This window comes from Neoaquamicrobium sediminum (assembly GCF_013240295.1).
Taxonomy (GTDB): Bacteria; Pseudomonadota; Alphaproteobacteria; order Rhizobiales; family Rhizobiaceae; genus Aerobium; species Aerobium sediminum.
On record NZ_JABETK010000002.1, the window covers coordinates 214,270 to 232,962 of the forward strand.

The window sequence follows — 18,693 nt, forward strand, 5'->3', positions numbered from 1 at the left end:
ATGGGCAACACCGGCGTCATCGACCACTTCCTCGAGGTCTTCACTCGCTACATCGACAGCGGGTTCGGCCTGCTTAGCGGAGAGGTCGCCTTCATCGCCACGACCCTGATCGTCATCGACGTGACGCTCGCGGCACTGTTCTGGAGCTGGGGCGCCGACGACGACATCATGGCGCGGCTGGTGAAGAAAACGCTCTTCGTCGGCGTCTTCGCCTACATCATCGGCAACTGGAACAACCTCGCACGTATCGTCTTCGAGAGCTTCGCCGGTCTCGGGCTGAAGGCGAGTGGCACCGGATTTTCAACTGCGGACCTCATGCGCCCGGGAAGAGTCGCGCAGACCGGCCTAGACGCCGGTCGACCATTGCTCGACTCCATCTCCAGCCTGATGGGCTACTGGTCGTTCTTCGAGAACTTCATCCAGATTGCCTGCATGTTTCTTGCCTGGGCGCTGGTCCTGCTCGCCTTCTTCATTCTCGCCATCCAGCTGTTCGTCACCCTCATTGAATTCAAGCTGACGACGCTCGCCGGCTTCGTCCTGATCCCGTTCGGCCTGTTCGGCAAATCCGCGTTTATGGCCGAGCGCGTGCTCGGCAACGTCATCTCCTCCGGCATCAAGGTTCTGGTCCTCGCTGTCATCATCGGCATCGGGTCAACGCTCTTCTCAGAGTTCACTTCCGGTTTTGGCGGGCAGAATCCGTCGATCGACGAAGCCATGGCGATCGTGCTGGCCGCGTTGTCACTTCTCGGCCTCGGCATTTTTGGTCCCGGAATCGCCACCGGGCTCGTTTCTGGCGGCCCGCAGCTCAGTGCAGGCGCGGCGATAGGAACCGGCCTCGCAGCGGGCGGCGTGGTCGCTCTTGGCGCCGGCGCCGTCGGTGCAGCAGCCTCCGGCGGCGCGGCCTTGGCAGGCGGTGCGGCAGCCGCAGCTCGTGGTGGCGCCGCCATCGCGGGTGGAGCGTCCACAGCCTACAGCCTTGGCGCAGCCGGACAGTCCGGCGCGGCCGGGGTGGCCTCCGGCCTCGGAGGCGTTGCGCGTGCAGGCGGCAGCGCGGCTGTCTCACCTCTGCGCCGTGCCGCATCGCGCGCTGCCGACACAATGAGGTCAAGCTTCAACGCAGGCGGCAAAGCGGCGTTCGAAGCGACAGGCGGAACATCCACCATGGGCTCAATAGGGGTGATGCCGCCAGCGATGGCGCGGCGCCTGCGAGCGCTGGCGGGCCGCCGGCTTGGGCGCAGAGAATGCGCCGGTCCCAGCAAATGACTCACGCCGCCCAGGCCACGGCTCATGCCGTCCGCTCTGGCGACGCCCATGGCGGCGGTTCCTCGGTAAATCTGACTCAAGGCGACCGCTAATGTTCAAACGACCATCCACTCACTACGGCAAGGCACCCGAGCCGGAGACGCCGTATCAACGTGCTGCCCAAGTCTGGGACGATCGGATCGGGGCCTCCAGGATCCAGGCGAAAAACTGGCGGCTGATGGCTTTCGGCTCGCTGATCCTTACGGCGGGGTTCGCCACCGCCCTCGTCGTGCAATCAGCTCGCGGGACCGTCGTGCCGTGGGTCGTGCAGGTCGATCGACTGGGTCAGTCCCAGGCGGTCGCACCCGCCGAGGCCGACTTCCGGCCCACCGATCCACAAATCGCCTTTCATCTCGCGCGCTTCATCGAACAGGTTCGCAGCATCCCGGCGGACGCGATCATCGTGCGTCAGAACTGGCTACGGGCGTACGACTTCACAACTGATCGCGGCGCCATGGCGCTCAACGACTATGCTCGCTCGAACGACCCGTTCACGCGGGTCGGCCGACAGCAGGTTGCTGTCGATGTCTCAAGCGTCATCCGCGCCTCGCCCGACAGCTTCCGCGTCGCCTGGGTCGAGCGCCGCTATGAGAACGGCCAGCTCGCCGAGACCACGCGCTGGACCGCGATCCTGACGATCGTCGTGCAGGTCCCCCGCAACGCCGATCGGCTGAGGGCAAATCCGCTCGGCATCTATGTCAACGCCATCAATTGGTCACGGGAGCTTGGGCAATGAAGCCGTCTTTCCGTAAAGCCGGAAACCCGGCTTCACACGCACTTGTAATCCCGGCTCTCCGCCGAGCCGCAATCCCGATGGTCCTGCTGGCGACAACTGCGCTCGCGGGCTGCGCCACCACGAACCCACCGCCCGAGATCTCCTACGACAACGCGGCTCCCGCCGTGCAGACCGTCGATCCGCCAGCGCCCGTCACCGTGGTCGAACTGCCGCGGCCGCTGCCGCTACCCGGCCAGTTGCAGCGTGTGCCGGAGACGCGACGCGCGCCCGAGCCCGCCAACCCAACGGCGCGCGTCAACCAGGCTAATGAGGCGGCCCGCGTCCAGCCGGTGCGCGACGGCTTCATCAACTCCATGCAGGTCTATCCCTGGACGCAAGGCGCGCTCTATCAGGTATATACCGCTGTCGGTCAGATCACCGACATCGCGCTTCAGCCCGGCGAACAGCTCGTCGGCGCAGGCCCTGTTGCGGCCGGGGACACGGTGCGCTGGATCATCGGCGACACCGAGAGCGGATCGGGCGCGACGCGCCAGATCCACATCCTCGTGAAGCCCACACGGGCCGACCTGATGACGAACCTGGTCATCAACACCAACATGCGCACCTATCACATGGAGTTGCGGTCGACAGAGCGAACCTACATGGCTTCAGTGTCCTGGCAGTATCCGCAGGATCAACTCATCGCGCTGCGCCGGCAGAATGCCGACGCGCAGGCCGCTCAACCGGTTGCGAGCGGTGTCGATCTCGCGAACGTCAATTTCCGCTATGCCATCGAGGGTGACCGCGCTCCTTGGCGCCCACTGCGCGCCTTCGACGACGGTCGCCAGGTCTTCATCGAGTTTCCGCGAGGCATTGGTCAGGGCGAGATGCCGCCGCTCTTCGTCGTCGGGCCCGAGGGCAACACCTCAGAACTGGTGAACTACCGCGTTCGCGGCCACCACATGATCGTCGATCGACTCTTCGCGGCGGCGGAACTGCGGTTCGGTTCCGGTCGCGAGCAGAAGCGCGTCAGGATCGTCCGAACAGACGGGAGGCCCACCTCGTGAGCGCGAACTCGCCCACAAATGAGGAAGTGCCAGACGATGATGCACAGCCCCTGACCGGCGAGCCGGTCGGGCCCGCGCCGATGCGTCTGCGCGCCGAACCGCCCCGCGTCACTCGACTATCGCGCAAGGTCCTCGCCGGCCTTGGTCTTGTCGCCAGCGTCGGCCTTGGTGGTGCACTGCTCTACGCGCTCCAGACGCGCGACGCCGGTCGGCCCAACGACGAACTCTATTCGACCGAGAATCGCTCGACGGCTGAGGGCTTGGCCGGCCTGCCGCGAGATTACAGTGGCGTGCCCCAACTCGGTCCGCCCCTTCCCGGTGACCTCGGCCGACCGATCCTCAGCACCCAGGATCGCGGACAGCCGGTGCCCGCTCCCGTTATCGCCACACCCAACCCCGGTATCAGCGCGGAAGAGCAGCGCCGCCTTCAGGAGATCGAGACCGCGCGGACCAGCCGCCTCTTCTCCGGATCGGACAGCCGGGGCGCTCCCGCTGCAGCGGGAGCTGCCCCAGCACTCCCGCACGCTCCGGATTTGGCGAGCCTCGGCCTCGCACCTCCGCCGGCCACACCCTCCGCGCAGGAGCGTCAGAACGCTTTCCTGAACGCAGCGACCGATCGACGGACGGTGTCGCCCGATCGCGTCGTTGCTCCAGCGTCGCCAAATGTACTTCAGGCCGGCGCAGTTATCGCGGCAGCTCTTATAACCGGCATCCGATCCGACCTCCCGGGCCAGATCACCGCTCAGGTGACCGAAAACATCTACGACAGCCCGACAGGGCGCATTCTGCTCGTGCCACAAGGCACGCGCATTATCGGCCAGTACGATAACAATGTGCAATTCGGTCAAAGCCGCGTCCTGCTAGTCTGGAATCGACTGATCTTCCCAAATGGCCGTTCGATAGTGCTCGAGCGCCAGCCCGGCGCAGACGTCGAAGGCTATGCCGGCCTGCAGGATGGCGTCGATTACCACTGGTGGGATCTTGCCAAGGCCGCCGGTCTGTCGACTCTTCTCGGAGTCGGCGCCGAGCTCGCCGCCGACAATGACGACCGTCTCATCCAGGCGATCCGGAATGGCGGTCAAGACACGATCAACGATGCCGGTCAGCAGATCGTCAGACGGCAGCTCAACGTGGCTCCAACATTGACGATCCGGCCGGGATTTCCTGTCCGTGTCGTCGTGACCCGTGATCTCGTTCTCGAACCTTATGGGGGCTGATGATGTCGAAGCTCAAGCTAGGTCCCATCGCCGACGAGAAGCCGATCAAGGTTCAGGTGGAGCTGCCGGCGGCTCTCCACCAAGACCTTTCCGACTACGCGGATTTGTTAGGGCGCGAACAAGGTATGCCTGCTGTCGAGCCCGCGCGGTTGATCGTACCGATGTTGCAGCGGTTCATCGCAACCGATCGAGGGTTCTCGAAGGCTAGGCGTACGAAGACCCAGAACGCCTCCGATTAGCTGGCGCTGCTCCGCGTGAAGGCTGGCAGGACATCGAAGCACTTCAGCAGCAGCGGCAGAGCCGGATTGTCGTTATCGCTCGACGAAATCATAGCCGCCGTCGGCGCCCGCGCGGGTGTGAGCGGAACCAATGCAATATCAGGCCGATGCACGACGCTCGTTATCGTCAGCCCGAAGCCTTGCTCGACCATGGTCAGAAGTGTTTCCCTGCTGACCTGCTGGATAGACAGTTGGATCGCCTCTTCGGCAGCGCCCAGCATCCGCCGGAGAATAGCTGCGAGTTCGCGCCCGGCACCATCGGAGCGGACAAGAAAGACTTCGTCGCAAACGTCCTCCCAGGCGAGCCGCGGTCGCGACGCGAGTTGGTGTATGGGTGATAGGGCAACGAAGAGGTCGGGTTCGCACAACCGTCGAATCTGAAACGGAGGGCCCTTCGTTGCGGCCAGGCTGATCGCCGCGTCTAGCAGCCCGCGCTCCACGCCGAGGGTGTTCTGCTCTGACGTGCCTTCTTCGAGCTTCACCTCGATCGTCGGGTGTCGCTGTCTAAAGGTCGCCAAGAGGTCGATTATGGGACATGCCGGAAACGCCTCGAGCATCCCGAACCTGACTAGTCCAGTCGTAAGTTTACGGACCGATCGCATCTCAGTGGCGGCCTCGCGAAGATACCTCGCCCCGACCGCAGCTTGCTGCAGAAATCGCTCTCCTTCCGGCGTCAATCCAGCGCCCGATCGCGTGCGCTTGAACAGGGAAACGCCAAGCTGCCGTTCGAGCATCTGAACGCGGCGGCTGACCGTTGATTGCGATATCGAAAGGCGATCCGCCGCCCTGCGGAAACTACCCGCTTCGGCGACATGGATAGCATACTTAAGGTATCGAAGATCGAGCGTCAGATCAGGCATGACGCGCATTCCCGGTTCCCGGCTTCCGTTCGCACGAGCAGCGCGCGATGCTCCAAAGCCTTTGCTGGAGGCCCCGCTTTTCGATCTCAGATGGGGAATCCAAGCCGAGCCCATCAGTGAGCATGACCATCTCCGAATCCGTGATAGATGTATGCGCCGGTCATACATATTCGAGCGCTTGATGTCTATGCGTGACGCATATATTCTTTCCGGATGGAGCCCGAGGCCGCCAAATATCATTTTGGTGCACTTGCGCTCGCGGTAGCTGACAGCATCGCGAGCGCATCAGCCTCGCTTTCGCCGAGCGGCCCCGCGGCTGCATTGATGGTCTTCCTTAGCTTCGAGCCGGGATTACCTATCAGTGTCCTTGCGAGCCGGATCCGGCTTTCGCATGCGGGAACGGTCCGATTGATCGATAGGCTCGAATCCGATCACCTGGTGGAAAGGCGGCGACACACGGCGGACAAGAGGGCGCGCTTTATCCACTTGACCAATGCAGGTGTGAAAATGACCGGCGCTCTGCTCAGAGCGCGCGAACAAGTGATTGCAGCGTGTGTCTCGCCGCTGTCGCCGGCTGACCTGAACAAACTAGGCCGATTGTCCGAGCGGCTCCTTATCGCAAACGGTTACGAGAAATCTGGTGTCGAAACTATGTGGCCCGTGGTTGGCTACCGGGGACAGACACCGGCTGAAAATGCATCTCAGCCCGCCCGCCAGCTGCGCCGGCGCCCTTCGCACAAGGGCTGACGAGAAACCGAGGCAGGCTTGATATCTTTGGCATCGATCGCGTTCGACTTTCTCATATGCATACTGGCCTTCTGGTTCGGGTATTCTGCGAACCGAGGCGGCACGTGCTTGGTCGTAGCGGCTCATGAGTTGCAGCAACGGCGCCGACCAAGAATGTTCGTCGGATTTGTTGCGGCGTCTGCGGCTGCTGGCCTTATTGCGATACCGCTCGCTTGGTCGGGGACGCTGAACGCGACCCTCCCACTCTCGACGAGCGTCAACGGCCTCCTCATCATCGGCGCCATCGCCTTCGGCCTCGGCGCGCTCATAAATGACACCTGCCTGCTAGGTTCACTGGCACGGTTAGGGGATGGAGAGATGCGGTTGCTTGCCCTTCCTGCCGGACTGGCAATCGGCATCTTGGCCGCTGATTTCGGCCGGTTTGGCGCCGTCGCGACATGGCCAAGTTTCATCGCTAGGCCGAGTGTCCCTGGGGCCGCGACGCTTCTTGCCTTAGCCGTCGTGCTCGCGCTGGCGGTGATCTTCGTATCGCGGAAGACCCCACCGCGAAGAAGGCAGAGCTGGGCATTTGGCGCTTCAATGATCGGCCTCGGTATCACTGGTGGGCTTCTCTACGCGCTTTCGCCAGCATGGACATTCGCTGACCTTATCCAACGCGGCCTTCCTCTTCGAATGTCGTAAGCGCTGTCTTCAGCCCACGTGAGGGCGCGGCAGGAGCTCTTCGATCCGGGATGCCGGGTGGCCATTGGCGAGGCTGGTGAGCGTCGCGGTCAGCCATGCGTGCGGGTTGATGCCGGTGAGCTTGCAGTTCTCGATGAGTGTGGCGATCACCGCCCAGTTGTCGCCGCCCTCGTCGGAGCCAGCAAACAGGGCGTTCTTGCGATTGAGGGCAAGCGGGCGGATGGCGCGCTCGACGGCGTTGTTGTCGAGATCGATGCGGCCATCGTCGAGGAAGCGGATGAGGCCTTCCCAACGCGGAAGCGTGTAGCGGATCGCCTCGCCAAGGCGGCTCTTGGCGCTGACCTGCCGACCGCGTGCTTCGAGGAACCTGTAGAGGTCGTCGATGATCGGGCGGCTGCGCTGGTCACGGATGTCGCGACGTTCGTCAGCAGGTAGCCCGCGGATCTCATCTTCGATGGCGTAGAGCGAGGCAACGCGCCGCAGCACGTCGGCTGCCACGGGCGAGCTCTCGGCCAACTCGTAAAACTTGCGGCGCACGTGCGCCCAGCAGAATGCGAGCCGGATCTGCTGATGACGCCGGGCAAGCGCTGCATAGGCGCCATAGCCGTCGACCTGCAGGATGCCCGCAAAGCCCTGGAGATGCGCCTCAGGTCGCTCGGTCTTGCGATCGGCAGCGTAGACATAGGCGACCATCGGCGGGTCACTGCCGCCCCATGGCCGATCGTCGCAGGCATAGGCCCAGATCTGACCGGTCTTGGTCCGCTTGCGCCCGGGATCGAGCACAGGCGCGGTGGTCTCGTCGGCGAACAGCCGCTCGGATCGTCGCAATCGCTCAAGGATGTGATCGCGAATGGGCCGAAGATACCATGCTGTCCTGCCGACCCAGTCTGCAAGGGTGGAACGATCCAGCTGGATGCCTTGCCGGGCATAGATCTGCGCCTGCCGGTAGAGCGGGAGGTGATCGGCATACTTGGATACCAGCACCTGCGCGATCAGCGCTTCGGTGGGGATGCCACCTTCGACGATCCGTGCCGGCGCCGGAGCTTGAACAACCGCGCTCTCACACGAACGGCAGCCATAGCGCGGACGGCGGGTGACCAGCACGCGGAAGGTGGTGGGGACGACATCAAGGCGTTCGGCCACATCCTCGCCGATCTGGTGGAGCGCGCCGCCGCAGCAGGGACAAGCCTTCTGCTCGACATCCACGACCTGCTCGATCCGCTCAAGATGGGCGGGCAGCGATCCGCGGTTGGACTTGCGCGGGCGCTCGCCCTTGGCCTTGGGCACCGCGGCATCAGTTGCGGCGTGCACGCTGCCGAGCGCGGTCTCGATATCCTCCAGCGCAAGCTCGAACTGATCGGGATCAAGCTGCTCGGACTTGCGGCCAAACCGGTGCCGCTGGAAGGCCTCGAGGATCGCCTGCAGCCGCTCGATCCGGGCATCGGCCTTGCTCTTGGCATCGGTGAGATCGGTCAGTGTGCGGGCCTGTTCGAGGACGAGCGCGCGCAGCGCGTCAACATCATCGGGAAGGTCCGCCTCGAGGAGCATGAACCAGTTGAATCAGTCTGCGCGCACTCCGTCAAGCAGCAATCTGGGGCGCGATCGGACGGCGTCCGCCATGCACGCGGCGCCAGTCCAGACCCTCCAGCAAAGCGCCCAGTTGGGCAGCGGTCAGCCGCATCACGCCCTCCTGAATCCGGGGCCAATGGAAGGTGCCTTGCTCCAGTCGCTTGGCCATCAGGCACAGGCCCGTTCCGTCCCACCAGATGAGCTTGATCCTATCGGCACGCTTGGCGCGAAACACATAGATCACGCCGGAATAGGGCTTGCCGCCATACTCGGCCGCCACCAGTGCGGCGAGCGAGTCCGCTCCCTTCCTGAAATCCACGGGCTTCGTCGCCACCATCACCTTCGTGCCGGGCGCTGGACCGATCATCGCTGCACCTGCAAAGCCTTCAGCACGGCAGTTGCCAGATCGGGCTTTGCTGCGCGTCCGATCCGAACCACTGCACCCGCTACCTCAACTTCGATGGCGACATCATCCGAGAGGGGCTTAGGGCAGTCCGCAACCACCGGGATGAAAGCAGGTCCGGTCTCCTGTTCAACTGGCCGGCTCGCTTCAAGCGCATACCGCAGCTCGCGCCGCCACGTGTAGAGCAGTGATGTCCGGATATCGTGCTCCCGGGCGAAGGCTGCGACGTTGCCGCAGCGCTCCATCTGCGCAACCATCGCCAGCTTCTGCTCAAGCGTCCAGGTCCGCCGGCGGCCAGCCATAGCCCGCAGCACCTCGGCGCGCCCAGTAGGCTCCAGACCCACTCCAGACCTGGTGTCCAGTCCGCTCGTAAGGATGACATGTTCCATGACCCCAAGCGTCTGAACCAATCACCCGTCAGCGCAAGGTGGGATCCGGACAGCGCTTACCGAATGTCGCCAACAGGCGAGGTCGCACTGGTTGCGGTCATTGCCTCAGTTGCGGGAGCCATCACGGCATCCGTGCGCCAGGGTCGCTTGCGTTTCCAGCGGCCGACGGCCGCCGGCATCCTGCGGTCGATCGCCGGCGGCGCGTTGATGGGAATAGGCATCGGCCTGATACCCGGTGGCAACGACGCTTTAATCCTTGCCGCAATGCCTACGCTTTCTCCGGGCGGCATAGTCGCCTACCTCGTGATGACGACCACGATCGTTTTCGGATTCGAAGCGCGTGACAGACTGGCCAGGAACGGCGCGTCAGGCCAGGGGAAAAAGTAGACGGTCCGGCGTCGTTCGTGACACCTTTGAGTACCGGCTCCGCAGGTCGTACGCCTTTCGTGGACCAATGACCCTGATAACTGTCTCGAAAGATCCTGCGTCGAGAATTCGGTAAAAAGCGTGATAGGCGTCGTCACCGCAGAAGTGGGTGTCTGTTGCCTCGTACCCCCAATTCTTGCGCGAGAATGCAAGGTTGAGAAACAGCTTCCCGGTGTTCGGTCCGTCTGCGAACTGAACGTCTACTCGGTGGCCGACCGCGCAGTACCGATATTGCCGAGACGCTGAGAGTTCGCGGCCATCCCGAAGCCGAAGTATCCCGCTTTCTCGATAGGTGAGCGCGGATTCACCTGTCGAAGCGAAATCCGCGTCGCCAATCAGTTGTTCGCCCGTCGGATCGACGTTGCGACGAAGCGCCCACTCTCCACGGAGCGTGTCCAAGACCATCGTGCCTATGTTCACGACCGATCGATGGTCATCGGCCCAAGGCGCTCATTTTTGGGTTGGACCGACGCAAACAGCAGCACAAGTGATGCCGCAAGCAAAACTGCGTCCTTCAGCAAAAACTGGCCAGGAGCGGCGGATATCGCAGGAAAGCCTCCGGCAGTCGGCTCCCCGACCCCAGGCGTCGTAAAAAAGAAGGTCAGGGTGATGAAGTAGGTCGCCGCCGACATAAGCGCGCCAAGCGCTGAGAAGGATGGGCGGAAAGCCCCTAAGGCCAGCACGACTGCGGTCGACAGCTCGATGACGCCGACAAAGTAACTTTGGCCCTGTACCCCGAACATACCCAGCCAACTCATGATCGGACTATGGCCGATGAAAGGGGCGATGCCATCGGCCTCGTAAGCCGTGAATTTCATCGCGCCGAACCAAGAGAAAACGATCACGAGCGCCCATCTCAACAGCGCCAGTTCCTTCCGACTGCGCTCGGGCACAAGCAATTCATACCGATCGAAAATACTCATATCGAACTCCTCAAAAGGGGATGATCGTCAGGGCGTCACGGACGATGGTGGCCGACTGGGCAATCGGCACACCGGGCCTGATCGCACAGACGACAGATTGCCAAGCCGCCGTGGAGGTCCGAGAACAGCGACGACAGGATGTTGTCCGCGGCCCGCTCCAGCACGACGCGATCGTCAGCCGACACTTTGCTCAGCAGCTCGGACACCGCCGCGTTCCGCAGACCTAGCAGCTTGGTCCGCTCCACCTGACCACGCGAGGTCAGCGAGACATGAACTACCCGGCGGTCAGAGGGCGACGGCGATTTCGCCACCAGGCCTTGCTCGCCTAGCCTCTCGACGACGCGAACTGCACCTGCATGCGAAAGCCGGAGAGTTTGCCGTACCTGGCCGATCGACATTCCTGGCGCGTGACCGATCGCGATCAAAGCCGCGGCCGTCTCGCCCCCGCATTGAATGCTTCAGCGATCGCCAAGCGCACGCGGTCAGACACCGCTTGAGACAGCGCGCCAAAGATGTTGATCAAGCGATCCGAGGGGTCATCCATCGCCGCGACTCACGCAATATATGCGTCGCGCATACAATATCTGTGGGCCGGTGTCGAGCCTCGTGCCGGAGTACAAGCGTTCGCTGGAAGGCTTAGACGTCGTCGGTGCCTACCGGCCCACCTTCGCCCTCCATCCGATTGATCGCACGCACATCCTTGGCGTTGAACTTGAGCCTTACGCCGAGCCCTCCGCTATTGTCCTCGCTGATGAAAACCGCGCCGCCGCGTTCGAGCGCGTCCCGCAGCCGCGTCAAATCCGAGGCTGCAAACACGCTGGCGCCGGCTTCGAATTGAGCTAGCGCCTCTTCCTCCAAGCCTGCGATCTTGGCGACATGTGATCGCGGCCACTGAATGAGCGCTCTCGCTGCACGTGCTAGTGGCCCATTCATGTTTAATGCCTCCGTTTCGCGAACGCATCCTGTCGCCAAGATACGACCTTTCCCGCAACCGATCCGCTAGATGAGCTTCGCCATCACCACGGCGACATCCGCCATGCGTGTCGCGAAGCTCCACTCGTTGTCGTACCAAGCAAGCACGCGAACCATCCGGCCATCGACGACATCGGTCTGGGGGAGCGCGACGATCGAGGATTCGGTCCGGTGGGTCAGATCCACAGACACCAGAGGCTCTGTCGTGAATGCGAGCACCCCACTCATCGGACCACTCGCAGCCTGACGAATGGCGTCGTTCACTTCGTCGATCGTCACCTCCCGGGATGCGGAAATAGCGAGATCGACGACCGATACGTTCGGCGTTGGCACGCGGATTGACGAGCCATGGAGCTTGCCTTTCAGTTCTGGCAGCACGCGTCCGATTGCGTTCGCGGCTCCGGTCGAGGTTGGGATCATCGACAGCGCGGCTGCCCGTGCGCGGTAGAGATCCTTATGCACCGTATCCAGCGTCGGTTGGTCACCGGTATAGGCGTGAACCGTGGTCATGTAGCCCCGCTCAATGCCACATAGATCGTTCAGTATCTTCGCGACGGGCGCGAGGACATTCGTGGTGCATGAGCCATTCGATACGACGACATCTTCGGTTGTCAGCGTTTCGTGATTGACCTTGAAGACGATCGTCTTGTCTGCGCCCTCGCTGGGCGCGGAGACGAGCACGCGCTTTGCTCCTGCACGGATGTGCGATTCAGCCTTCTCCTTGGAGGTGAACAAACCCGTGCATTCGAGCGCCACGTCGACTCCAAGCTCGTTATGCGGAAGCTTTGATGGATCGCGCTCCGAAAACACTTTGATTTTACCGGACCCGATGTCGATCCAGTCTTCGCCGGTGGCTATCGATCCTTGAAAGGGGCCGTGAACTGAATCGTACTTCAGGAGGTGCGCCAACGTAGCAACCGGCCCGAGGTCGTTGATCGCAACCACCTCGATGTCATCACGCCGTAGTTCGACGATCGACCGTAAGGCCAGTCGTCCGATCCGACCGAAACCGTTGATTGCGACCTTGACCGTCATGCCTGTGTCCCCTGGTTCGCCGAACTGGCTACGGCATACGCACTTCGCTCAGTGCCGCCTGGCACGCGGTGGTCGTCTCCAGCAGCGAAAGCTTGCCGATCAGACCATCCTCATTATGTATGCGCCACGCATAGACCTATCCGTCTGTTGGCTGCAGGTCAACGAGGCAATGTCGGCATGGAGGATTAGGTTTGCGCCGCCCGGTTTCACAATCGACCTGGTGAAGGCACGCATACCGGCGAGATGAAGTGGCGTTGATGTTTACCCAAGAAGAAGAGAGGAGGCTGGCTGCGGCTAGAGCAGTCGACGAGATCGAAGACGGCATGTTCGTTGGCCTTGGGACCGGAAGCACAACAGCCTATGCCATTAAGAGCCTGAGCGACCGCATTCGGCAGGGCCTTCGCATCACCGCTGTCGCCACCTCCCGAGCGACCGAAATGTTGGCTCGTCGTCTCGCGGTGCCGCTCGTTCCTTTTGAGCAGTTCAGTTCGATAGACCTCACGATCGACGGCGCTGACGAGATCGACTGCCACTTTCAGGCGATCAAAGGCGGCGGCGGCGCCTTGCTCCGAGAGAAGGTCGTGGCCGCCGCTTCTAGCCGGATGATCGTGATCGTAGACGCTAGCAAAGTCGTTCAACGACTCGGCGGGTTTCCTTTGGCGGTCGAAGTCGTGCCCTTCGCGAGCGAGTTCGTTCGAACGCATCTTGCCAACCTCGGAGCCAGTGTGACGCTTCGCTCGGTCGGCGGAGAACCATTCATCACAGACCAGAGCAATCACATCTTGGATGCAGCCTTCGGCAAGGCCCTTAGGCCGATCGAGATCGCCGGAGCGATCGATGCCATCCCCGGCGTAATGGAGCACGGCTTGTTTCTCAGCGAGATTGACACTGTGGTGGTCGGACGCGGTGAGACGGTCGAGGTGCATCTCAGAGAGCAAGCCCCCGGATCCCTCCGTTAGGTGCCGACGAGGGGTGGCACCTGGCGCAGGCGTGATGTGATTCGGCCGTCGGGCAGCCAAAATCACGACAGCCCACCCCGATCTATAGCCGCCAGGTATCGCCATTTTGTGTGTCCCGACGATCGAAGTCCTGTATTCCAATCGTCCGCGCCATCCGCAGCATATCCTAAGCCACTGTAAAGGCGCACCTTTCGGCTTGCCAGAATCCCCCGGCGCCGCAGGGGTATGGCTTGCTGTCTATGCTTCGCGCACATATAGATGGGGCAATGGATGGACCTCGAGATCGAAATATCTTCGGGGCGTTCGCACTCATGATCAGCGACGACATCGTTCGCGCTAGTTCATCGCGGGCGCCAGAAGCTGGACCCGCCGCCTCGGCGCTTGCGTTGATTGCCCATAAGCCAGGGCTATCGATCCGCATGCTGTCAGTTGGGGTGGGACTTTCCCATGCCGCGACCGTCCGCTTGGTGGACCGTTTGTCGACGGAGGGATTGGTCGAGCGGCGTGAGCATTCGACTGACGGGCGCACGCGGTCCCTCCATCTTACAGAGGCTGGCAAGGTCGCGAGCGATGCGGTCCTGGCCTCGCGAGACAAGGTGATCGCTGAGGGACTATCGATCCTCACCCCTACCGAGTTGGACGCTCTTTATAGCATTGCTGAACGCGTGCTGCGCGATCGCCTGGAAAACCTCGAGCATTCCTACCGCATCTGCCGCTTGTGCTGTTACGAGGGCTGCACGAATTGCCCGATCGATGCCGAGTTGCACGAGCGCGGCGTAGACCGCGAGAACGGCGGCGAGGCTTAGAGCTCCGGAAGTCGCAGGTTTCAGTGTTGAGCGATGAGATACGCCGCCAGAAACCCCACGACCGTGATCAGGCCTATGAACGGCGGCGCCTTCTCGAAAGCTTCGGGAATCATAGCCTCCGCCAGCATCGCGATGACCGCGCCGGCTGCGAACGACAGAATGGCAGGGGCTTGAGTGGACGCCGAGCCGAGCAGAAGGTTTCCCGTACCGGCGGCGATGCAGACAAGTAGCGGAATACCGATCCAGACCGCGTAGATATAGCTTCGCGATCGGCCCGCGACCTTCATTCCGGAAGTGCTCGATAGACCCTGTGGCACATTAGCCAAAAAGAAGCCTGCCACTACTGCAAGGCTGATCCTGCCTCCACCAGCCACGGACATCCCAATCACGAGGGCCTCTGGAATGCCGTCGAGGACGCTGCCAAGCGCAATCGCAGCACCGCTACCGCGGTGCTCCTGTTCAGTGGCCTGCTCGGTGCATTCACCGCATCGCTTTCGATGCTTCGCGCCCCTGCGAGAGAGAAACCAGTTTGTGCCGCTGAAGATTGCGGCCCCTGCGAGCAGCGCAAAGATCGCTAAGGGTCCCAGGCCAGCCGACACGCGATCACCGATGAGTTCGGTAGCGACCACGGCAATCAACACACCACCACCGAAGCCCATCACCGCTGAGATCATGCGGTGAGTGAGTCGCCCGTACAGCACGTCCGCAAGAACCGCCCCCACCAGAAGTCCGCTTCCTGACAAAAGCCCCCACAAGCCGGCGATTACGTATTCGGGTATCATCGCAAGAACCCGGCTGACCTAGCGACGCGGGGCGAGCGCCTTAGCGTCCGTATCGTTGATGACCGTCCCTGCGTGCTCATCGTTTCGCTCGGTCCAATCGCCAGGCCGGTCGCTCGAAGTGGCAGCTATAGCCGCCGGGTCGACGCTGGAGGTACTTCTGATGCTCTGGCTCGGCCTCCCAGAACGGCTCTTCCGGGTTGATCTCGGATACGACAGGTCCCGGCCAGCGCCCCGACGCTTCGATCTCGGCGATTGTCTCCAGAGCAACGTCCATCTGCTTCTCAGACGTGTAGAAAATCGCGGACCGATAGCTTGGTCCGACGTCGTTACCTTGTTGCTCGTATGTCGTCGGATCGTGGATTTGGAAGAAGAGTTCCAGGAGAGCACGATATGTCAGTATCGAAGGATCAAACGTGACCTCCACCGCTTCCGCATGACCATGGTGTCTCGTGTAAGTCGGGTCCGGCATTTCGCCGCCGATGTAGCCGACACGCGTCGTCACGACGCCCTTCGCGCGGCGAAGTAAATCTTCGAGGCCCCAGAAACACCCACCCGCAAGTATCGCTCGCTCGGTTCGCGTCGGCGTCTGGTCAGTAGTGGGCAGACTCTGCATTCGATCAACCTCCGCTCTGTGCACCACATCAGTTCGCCGGCGCCGCACCTGCAGGCTGCGCATCGCTCGAAAGTTCGGTCTGCACATCCGAGCCTCGGACGAGTGTCAGGTCGACCGGACACCGATCCGCGATTTCCAGAATGCGCGCCCGCTGTTCATCGCTGAGCGGCCCATCGAGAGAGACGGTGCGCGTGAAGCGGTCGGGAGGCATCATGTCCGCCACTTTCTCGTGTCGCACGGTCGTCGTCGCTCGCTCCAGCGGGAAGCCTTTGCGGTTCGCGTAAAGACGCATTGTCATCACCGTGCAGGCGGCCAGTCCGGCCGACACCAGTTCGTAAGGAGACAGGCCGCTGCCGAGACCTCCGACCGATTCTGGTTCATCGGCGAACAGCGTGTGCTCGCCACTACGGACCGTGAGTTGGAACTTCCCCGCCAACGTTTCCGACGCCACGACTCCATTCGCTAACTCGACTTGCGGAAGGTCCGCCGCGAGCGGCGGCAGGAAGCGGCTTGCCCACGCTGCGACCATAGCTGAGGCGTAGTTCGCATCTTCGACATCGGTGAGAAGGTGATCGGCCGTGTCGAGCGAAACAAAGCTCTTGGGATGGCGCGACGCGACGAAGATGCGCGAGGCGTGCTCGATACCCACGACTTGATCCACCGGTGAATGCATCACAAGCACCGGACGTCGAAGGGCAGCGATAGACCTCTCGATGTCCACTTCGTCGACCGTTTCAAGGAAACTGCGGCGGATCAGGAAGGGCCTGCCAGCAATCTCCACCGATGCCTCGCCCTCGCTCGCTATCGCGTCTAGGTCGGCAGGTTGAAAGACGCGCAATATATGCTGAAGATCAGCCGGGGCGCCGATCGTCACTACCGCTGCGATATCCGGCAAGTCGGCGGCGGCTACGATCGCAGCCGTGCCGCCCAGGCTGTGTCCGACAAGGAGGGAGGGGGCCTTACCGGCGACAGCCATGGCCTCCGCGGCGGCCTTAAGATCATCGACGTCGGAAGCGAAGCTTATCGCTTCATCCGCAGAACTCTCGATCCCGGTGCCGGCGAAGTCGAACCGCAAGACGCCGATGCCAGCCCGCGAGAGGGCGCGTGCGATGTACACGGCGGCGCGGCTGTCTTTCCCGCAAGTGAAGCAATGGGCGAAAATAGCCCAGCCGCGAGGCGTACCTTCGGGCGCCTCCAAATACCCGGCTAGATCAGAGCCTCCACCACCGGGAAACGTGAACGGTCTTCCTGTCATAAGCGTCGAGCCTCCCACGGCGACTTAGTGGGTGCACCGGAACCCTTGGGCCCTGGCGGAAGCGCCATCAGGCCCGGACTAGCCGTCCAAGACATTCTTTTTATATGCGTGGCGCATATAGACAAGCCCCTAAAGCGTGATTATATGCGTCGCGCATACTTCTGGTGGCGGTCGAAAAGACCGGTCCTGAAGCGGCATCATTCACGGCGTGCAGGCCGAAGGGCTATGGAACTCAATCAGGTCAGCTATTTCATCAACTTGGCCGAGACGCTGAATTTTACAGCAGCGGCGCGGTTGAGCGGTGTGTCCCAGCCAAGCCTGACACGCGCGATCCGCCGCTTGGAGGAAGAGCTCGGCGGTCCGCTCATTTATCGCGATGGGAAGAACAGCCGTCTCACCGGCCTTGGCCAGGACGTGGAGGCTGAGTTTCGGCGCATGTTAGTCGCGATGAAAAGTGTTCGGCATCATTCTGAAAACTGGGCCATGGGGAGGCACCGGGTGCTGGACGTCGCCGTCGCCCCGACCGTCGGGCCGAAGCTTTTTACAGCCTTCTTCGAAAGCGCGTTGGCAGAAGTGCCATCGATCGAGATCAAGATGCATTCGCTCGGGGCGAGTGAAGACACATCGGAGGTGCTGTCGGGCAAGTATCACGCATGCATCCTGCCGCGCGAGACGCGGCCGGACCGCAAGCTTGATGTGCGACCTCTGTTCCGTGAGCGCTTCGTACTCGGCTGTTCCGCGAAACACCCGCTCGCGGCGAGCGATATCGTGCGAGGCGAGGACTTGTTGGAGTTCCCGTTCGTTGATCGTCTGAAGTGTGAGTTTCGCGAGCAGATCCTAGACCATTTCGCACGACGGGAGGTACTGATGCGGCCGCGCTTCCGGTCCGATCGTGACGATTGGGTGCAACGGGTCGTCGCAGACGGCGAGGCCATATGCATCCTTCCGGAGCGGTCGGCTACAGCCCAAGGTTTGGTTACGCGTCCGATCGATGGGTTTGTCCTCGAGCGAGAGGTCGTGATCGCGACGGTCTCTGGCTCCACGGCGCCGGTTGAGATCAGGAAGATCGCGCAGATGGCGGCCAGATACGCGTGGAACTGAACGCCGCTGATCACAGCGGAGCTATCGAAACTATACGCACAGCGTATTGGATAAATATAATTGGCACTGCGATAGTCGAGGTGACCGTCAAGCAAGATAAGATGTCCGTAATGTGCCTTGGCCCTGAAACCAAGTATTGGAGACGATCATGAAGTTTGAAAAGTCTCAGGCAGCGATCGACCGCCTGACCCCCGAGCAACGCCGGATCACCCAGGAAGACGGCACGGAGCGAGCCTTCACCGGTGAATACAACGATAACAAAGAACCGGGCATCTACGTCGATGTCGTGTCCGGAGAGCCGCTTTTCGCATCGACGGACAAGTTCGAGTCGAAATCCGGCTGGCCCAGCTTCACCAAGCCCATCGTCCCCGCGCACGTGAACGAGGTGCGGGACAGTTCGCACGGCATGGTCCGGACGGAAGTTCGATCGGTCCATGGCGACAGCCATCTCGGCCACGTGTTCCCCGACGGTCCGGCCGACCGTGGCGGACTACGCTATTGCATTAACTCGGCCGCCCTTCGCTTCATCCCGCGCGATGAGATGGAAGCCGAGGGCTACGGCGAATATCTCGATCAGGTGGAGGAGGCGTAAC

23 protein-coding genes and 1 pseudogene are annotated in these 18,693 nt (G+C 62.2%); 12 read left to right on the plus strand and 12 right to left on the minus strand.

Going from position 1 to position 18,693, the window contains the following annotated elements; genetic code table 11:
• The 5 genes and pseudogenes from trbL to HK436_RS12735 all read left to right on the plus strand — a co-directional run bounded on the left by trbL (position 1) and on the right by HK436_RS12735 (position 4,540).
• Positions 1-1,355, plus strand: a pseudogene (gene trbL, locus HK436_RS12715) (P-type conjugative transfer protein TrbL).
• Positions 1,355-2,038: a conjugal transfer protein TrbF gene (trbF, locus tag HK436_RS12720; RefSeq protein ID WP_024350821.1), complete on the plus strand. Its 684-nt coding sequence runs from the start codon at positions 1,355-1,357 to the stop codon at positions 2,036-2,038. Before trbL ends, trbF begins: the two are co-directional and overlap by 1 nt.
• Complete coding sequence (gene trbG, locus HK436_RS12725; RefSeq protein WP_024350820.1) at positions 2,035-3,084, plus strand: P-type conjugative transfer protein TrbG; 1,050 nt, start codon at positions 2,035-2,037, stop codon at positions 3,082-3,084. The genes trbF and trbG overlap by 4 nt, the downstream gene beginning before the upstream one ends.
• Positions 3,081-4,301 (plus strand): TraB/TrbI/VirB10 family type IV secretion system protein, encoded by a 1,221-nt coding sequence (locus HK436_RS12730; protein WP_029660576.1) that lies wholly within the window; start codon positions 3,081-3,083, stop codon positions 4,299-4,301. Before trbG ends, HK436_RS12730 begins: the two co-directional genes overlap by 4 nt.
• A 2-nt stretch (positions 4,302-4,303) precedes the next feature.
• Complete coding sequence (locus tag HK436_RS12735) at positions 4,304-4,540, plus strand: DUF2274 domain-containing protein (protein WP_024350817.1); 237 nt, start codon at positions 4,304-4,306, stop codon at positions 4,538-4,540.
• On the opposite strand, the gene HK436_RS12740 is transcribed toward HK436_RS12735, so the two are convergent.
• Positions 4,537-5,439, minus strand: coding sequence for a LysR family transcriptional regulator (locus tag HK436_RS12740; protein ID WP_024350816.1), 903 nt, complete (start codon positions 5,437-5,439; stop codon positions 4,537-4,539). The genes HK436_RS12735 and HK436_RS12740 overlap by 4 nt on opposite strands.
• A 213-nt stretch (positions 5,440-5,652) precedes the next feature.
• Here HK436_RS12740 and HK436_RS12745 point away from each other — a divergent pair, with 213 nt between their 5' ends.
• Complete coding sequence (locus HK436_RS12745) at positions 5,653-6,186, plus strand: MarR family winged helix-turn-helix transcriptional regulator (RefSeq protein ID WP_024588022.1); 534 nt, start codon at positions 5,653-5,655, stop codon at positions 6,184-6,186.
• Between the two features lie 27 nt (positions 6,187-6,213).
• Positions 6,214-6,867 carry a YeeE/YedE thiosulfate transporter family protein gene (locus HK436_RS12750; RefSeq protein ID WP_173190371.1) on the plus strand — a complete coding sequence of 218 codons (654 nt, stop codon included), beginning with the start codon at positions 6,214-6,216 and terminating at the stop codon, positions 6,865-6,867.
• Between the two features lie 9 nt (positions 6,868-6,876).
• Here the strand turns inward: HK436_RS12750 and tnpC are convergent, their stop codons facing one another.
• Genes tnpC through HK436_RS12765 form a run of 3 tightly spaced genes read right to left on the minus strand, consistent with a single transcriptional unit; the run spans position 6,877 to position 9,228 of the window.
• The gene (tnpC, locus tag HK436_RS12755) at positions 6,877-8,415 is read right to left on the minus strand and encodes an IS66 family transposase (RefSeq protein WP_173190373.1); all 1,539 of its coding nucleotides are present in this window, start codon (positions 8,413-8,415) and stop codon (positions 6,877-6,879) included.
• Between the two features lie 31 nt (positions 8,416-8,446).
• Complete coding sequence (gene tnpB / locus HK436_RS12760) at positions 8,447-8,803, minus strand: IS66 family insertion sequence element accessory protein TnpB (protein WP_173190375.1); 357 nt, start codon at positions 8,801-8,803, stop codon at positions 8,447-8,449.
• The gene (locus HK436_RS12765) at positions 8,800-9,228 is read right to left on the minus strand and encodes a transposase (RefSeq protein WP_173190376.1); all 429 of its coding nucleotides are present in this window, start codon (positions 9,226-9,228) and stop codon (positions 8,800-8,802) included. The genes tnpB and HK436_RS12765 overlap by 4 nt, the downstream gene beginning before the upstream one ends.
• Before the next feature lie 63 nt (positions 9,229-9,291).
• Here HK436_RS12765 and HK436_RS12770 point away from each other — a divergent pair, with 63 nt between their 5' ends.
• Entirely contained in the window at positions 9,292-9,615 is a 324-nt protein-coding gene (locus HK436_RS12770; RefSeq protein WP_024588019.1) for a YeeE/YedE thiosulfate transporter family protein, read from the plus strand.
• On the opposite strand, the gene HK436_RS31380 is transcribed toward HK436_RS12770, so the two are convergent.
• The 5 genes from HK436_RS31380 to gap form a co-directional block, all read right to left on the minus strand.
• Positions 9,595-10,059 (minus strand): DUF6314 family protein, encoded by a 465-nt coding sequence (locus HK436_RS31380; protein ID WP_070154329.1) that lies wholly within the window; start codon positions 10,057-10,059, stop codon positions 9,595-9,597. The two genes, HK436_RS12770 and HK436_RS31380, sit on opposite strands and share 21 nt — an antisense overlap.
• Positions 10,060-10,070: 11 nt before the next feature.
• On the minus strand, positions 10,071-10,577 hold the full coding sequence (locus HK436_RS12775; protein ID WP_024350814.1) for a YkgB family protein: 507 nt from the start codon (positions 10,575-10,577) through the stop codon (positions 10,071-10,073).
• A 35-nt stretch (positions 10,578-10,612) separates the two neighbouring features.
• Positions 10,613-11,002, minus strand: coding sequence for a MarR family winged helix-turn-helix transcriptional regulator (locus tag HK436_RS12780; protein ID WP_280515674.1), 390 nt, complete (start codon positions 11,000-11,002; stop codon positions 10,613-10,615).
• Positions 11,003-11,213: 211 nt separating this feature from the next.
• On the minus strand, positions 11,214-11,510 hold the full coding sequence (locus tag HK436_RS12785) for a helix-turn-helix domain-containing protein (protein ID WP_029660573.1): 297 nt from the start codon (positions 11,508-11,510) through the stop codon (positions 11,214-11,216).
• A gap of 66 nt (positions 11,511-11,576) precedes the next feature.
• On the minus strand, positions 11,577-12,584 hold the full coding sequence (gene gap, locus HK436_RS12790) for a type I glyceraldehyde-3-phosphate dehydrogenase (protein ID WP_024350811.1): 1,008 nt from the start codon (positions 12,582-12,584) through the stop codon (positions 11,577-11,579).
• A 257-nt stretch (positions 12,585-12,841) separates the two neighbouring features.
• On the opposite strand from gap, the gene rpiA reads away from it, so the two are divergent.
• Positions 12,842-13,543, plus strand: coding sequence for a ribose-5-phosphate isomerase RpiA (gene rpiA / locus HK436_RS12795; protein WP_024350810.1), 702 nt, complete (start codon positions 12,842-12,844; stop codon positions 13,541-13,543).
• Between the two features lie 311 nt (positions 13,544-13,854).
• Positions 13,855-14,349 carry a MarR family winged helix-turn-helix transcriptional regulator gene (locus HK436_RS12800; protein ID WP_230450755.1) on the plus strand — a complete coding sequence of 165 codons (495 nt, stop codon included), beginning with the start codon at positions 13,855-13,857 and terminating at the stop codon, positions 14,347-14,349.
• Positions 14,350-14,369: 20 nt separating this feature from the next.
• On the opposite strand, the gene HK436_RS12805 is transcribed toward HK436_RS12800, so the two are convergent.
• From HK436_RS12805 to HK436_RS12815, 3 genes are all read right to left on the minus strand, one after another.
• Positions 14,370-15,131 carry a ZIP family metal transporter gene (locus HK436_RS12805; protein WP_029660571.1) on the minus strand — a complete coding sequence of 254 codons (762 nt, stop codon included), beginning with the start codon at positions 15,129-15,131 and terminating at the stop codon, positions 14,370-14,372.
• Positions 15,132-15,207: 76 nt separating this feature from the next.
• Positions 15,208-15,744, minus strand: a complete 537-nt coding sequence (gene msrA, locus HK436_RS12810) for a peptide-methionine (S)-S-oxide reductase MsrA (protein WP_029660570.1) — start codon at positions 15,742-15,744, stop codon at positions 15,208-15,210.
• A 28-nt stretch (positions 15,745-15,772) separates the two neighbouring features.
• Positions 15,773-16,999: a bifunctional alpha/beta hydrolase/OsmC family protein gene (locus tag HK436_RS12815; RefSeq protein ID WP_024350806.1), complete on the minus strand. Its 1,227-nt coding sequence runs from the start codon at positions 16,997-16,999 to the stop codon at positions 15,773-15,775.
• A 225-nt stretch (positions 17,000-17,224) separates the two neighbouring features.
• Between HK436_RS12815 and HK436_RS12820 the strand changes: the two genes are divergently transcribed.
• Both HK436_RS12820 and msrB read left to right on the plus strand, forming a co-directional pair.
• Positions 17,225-18,100 carry a LysR family transcriptional regulator gene (locus tag HK436_RS12820; RefSeq protein ID WP_024588018.1) on the plus strand — a complete coding sequence of 292 codons (876 nt, stop codon included), beginning with the start codon at positions 17,225-17,227 and terminating at the stop codon, positions 18,098-18,100.
• A 148-nt stretch (positions 18,101-18,248) separates the two neighbouring features.
• Complete coding sequence (msrB, locus tag HK436_RS12825; RefSeq protein ID WP_024350804.1) at positions 18,249-18,692, plus strand: peptide-methionine (R)-S-oxide reductase MsrB; 444 nt, start codon at positions 18,249-18,251, stop codon at positions 18,690-18,692.
• The last annotated feature ends 1 nt before the right edge of the window (position 18,693 follow it).

What these genes read in the sequence shown, in the direction of transcription:
- trbF (WP_024350821.1), top strand. Translation starts at nt 1,355, where the DNA reads ATGTTCAAACGACCATCCACTCACTACGGCAAGGCACCCGAGCCGGAG.
- trbG (WP_024350820.1), top strand. Translation starts at nt 2,035, where the DNA reads ATGAAGCCGTCTTTCCGTAAAGCCGGAAACCCGGCTTCACACGCACTT.
- HK436_RS12735 (WP_024350817.1), top strand. Translation starts at nt 4,304, where the DNA reads ATGTCGAAGCTCAAGCTAGGTCCCATCGCCGACGAGAAGCCGATCAAG.
- HK436_RS12740 (WP_024350816.1), bottom strand. Translation starts at nt 5,439, where the DNA reads ATGCCTGATCTGACGCTCGATCTTCGATACCTTAAGTATGCTATCCAT.
- HK436_RS12745 (WP_024588022.1), top strand. Translation starts at nt 5,653, where the DNA reads ATGGAGCCCGAGGCCGCCAAATATCATTTTGGTGCACTTGCGCTCGCG.
- tnpC (WP_173190373.1), bottom strand. Translation starts at nt 8,415, where the DNA reads ATGCTCCTCGAGGCGGACCTTCCCGATGATGTTGACGCGCTGCGCGCG.
- tnpB (WP_173190375.1), bottom strand. Translation starts at nt 8,803, where the DNA reads ATGATCGGTCCAGCGCCCGGCACGAAGGTGATGGTGGCGACGAAGCCC.
- HK436_RS12765 (WP_173190376.1), bottom strand. Translation starts at nt 9,228, where the DNA reads ATGGAACATGTCATCCTTACGAGCGGACTGGACACCAGGTCTGGAGTG.
- HK436_RS12770 (WP_024588019.1), top strand. Translation starts at nt 9,292, where the DNA reads ATGTCGCCAACAGGCGAGGTCGCACTGGTTGCGGTCATTGCCTCAGTT.
- HK436_RS31380 (WP_070154329.1), bottom strand. Translation starts at nt 10,059, where the DNA reads ATGGTCTTGGACACGCTCCGTGGAGAGTGGGCGCTTCGTCGCAACGTC.
- HK436_RS12775 (WP_024350814.1), bottom strand. Translation starts at nt 10,577, where the DNA reads ATGAGTATTTTCGATCGGTATGAATTGCTTGTGCCCGAGCGCAGTCGG.
- HK436_RS12785 (WP_029660573.1), bottom strand. Translation starts at nt 11,510, where the DNA reads ATGAATGGGCCACTAGCACGTGCAGCGAGAGCGCTCATTCAGTGGCCG.
- gap (WP_024350811.1), bottom strand. Translation starts at nt 12,584, where the DNA reads ATGACGGTCAAGGTCGCAATCAACGGTTTCGGTCGGATCGGACGACTG.
- rpiA (WP_024350810.1), top strand. Translation starts at nt 12,842, where the DNA reads ATGTTTACCCAAGAAGAAGAGAGGAGGCTGGCTGCGGCTAGAGCAGTC.
- HK436_RS12800 (WP_230450755.1), top strand. Translation starts at nt 13,855, where the DNA reads ATGATCAGCGACGACATCGTTCGCGCTAGTTCATCGCGGGCGCCAGAA.
- HK436_RS12805 (WP_029660571.1), bottom strand. Translation starts at nt 15,131, where the DNA reads ATGATACCCGAATACGTAATCGCCGGCTTGTGGGGGCTTTTGTCAGGA.
- msrA (WP_029660570.1), bottom strand. Translation starts at nt 15,744, where the DNA reads ATGCAGAGTCTGCCCACTACTGACCAGACGCCGACGCGAACCGAGCGA.
- HK436_RS12815 (WP_024350806.1), bottom strand. Translation starts at nt 16,999, where the DNA reads ATGACAGGAAGACCGTTCACGTTTCCCGGTGGTGGAGGCTCTGATCTA.
- HK436_RS12820 (WP_024588018.1), top strand. Translation starts at nt 17,225, where the DNA reads ATGGAACTCAATCAGGTCAGCTATTTCATCAACTTGGCCGAGACGCTG.
- msrB (WP_024350804.1), top strand. Translation starts at nt 18,249, where the DNA reads ATGAAGTTTGAAAAGTCTCAGGCAGCGATCGACCGCCTGACCCCCGAG.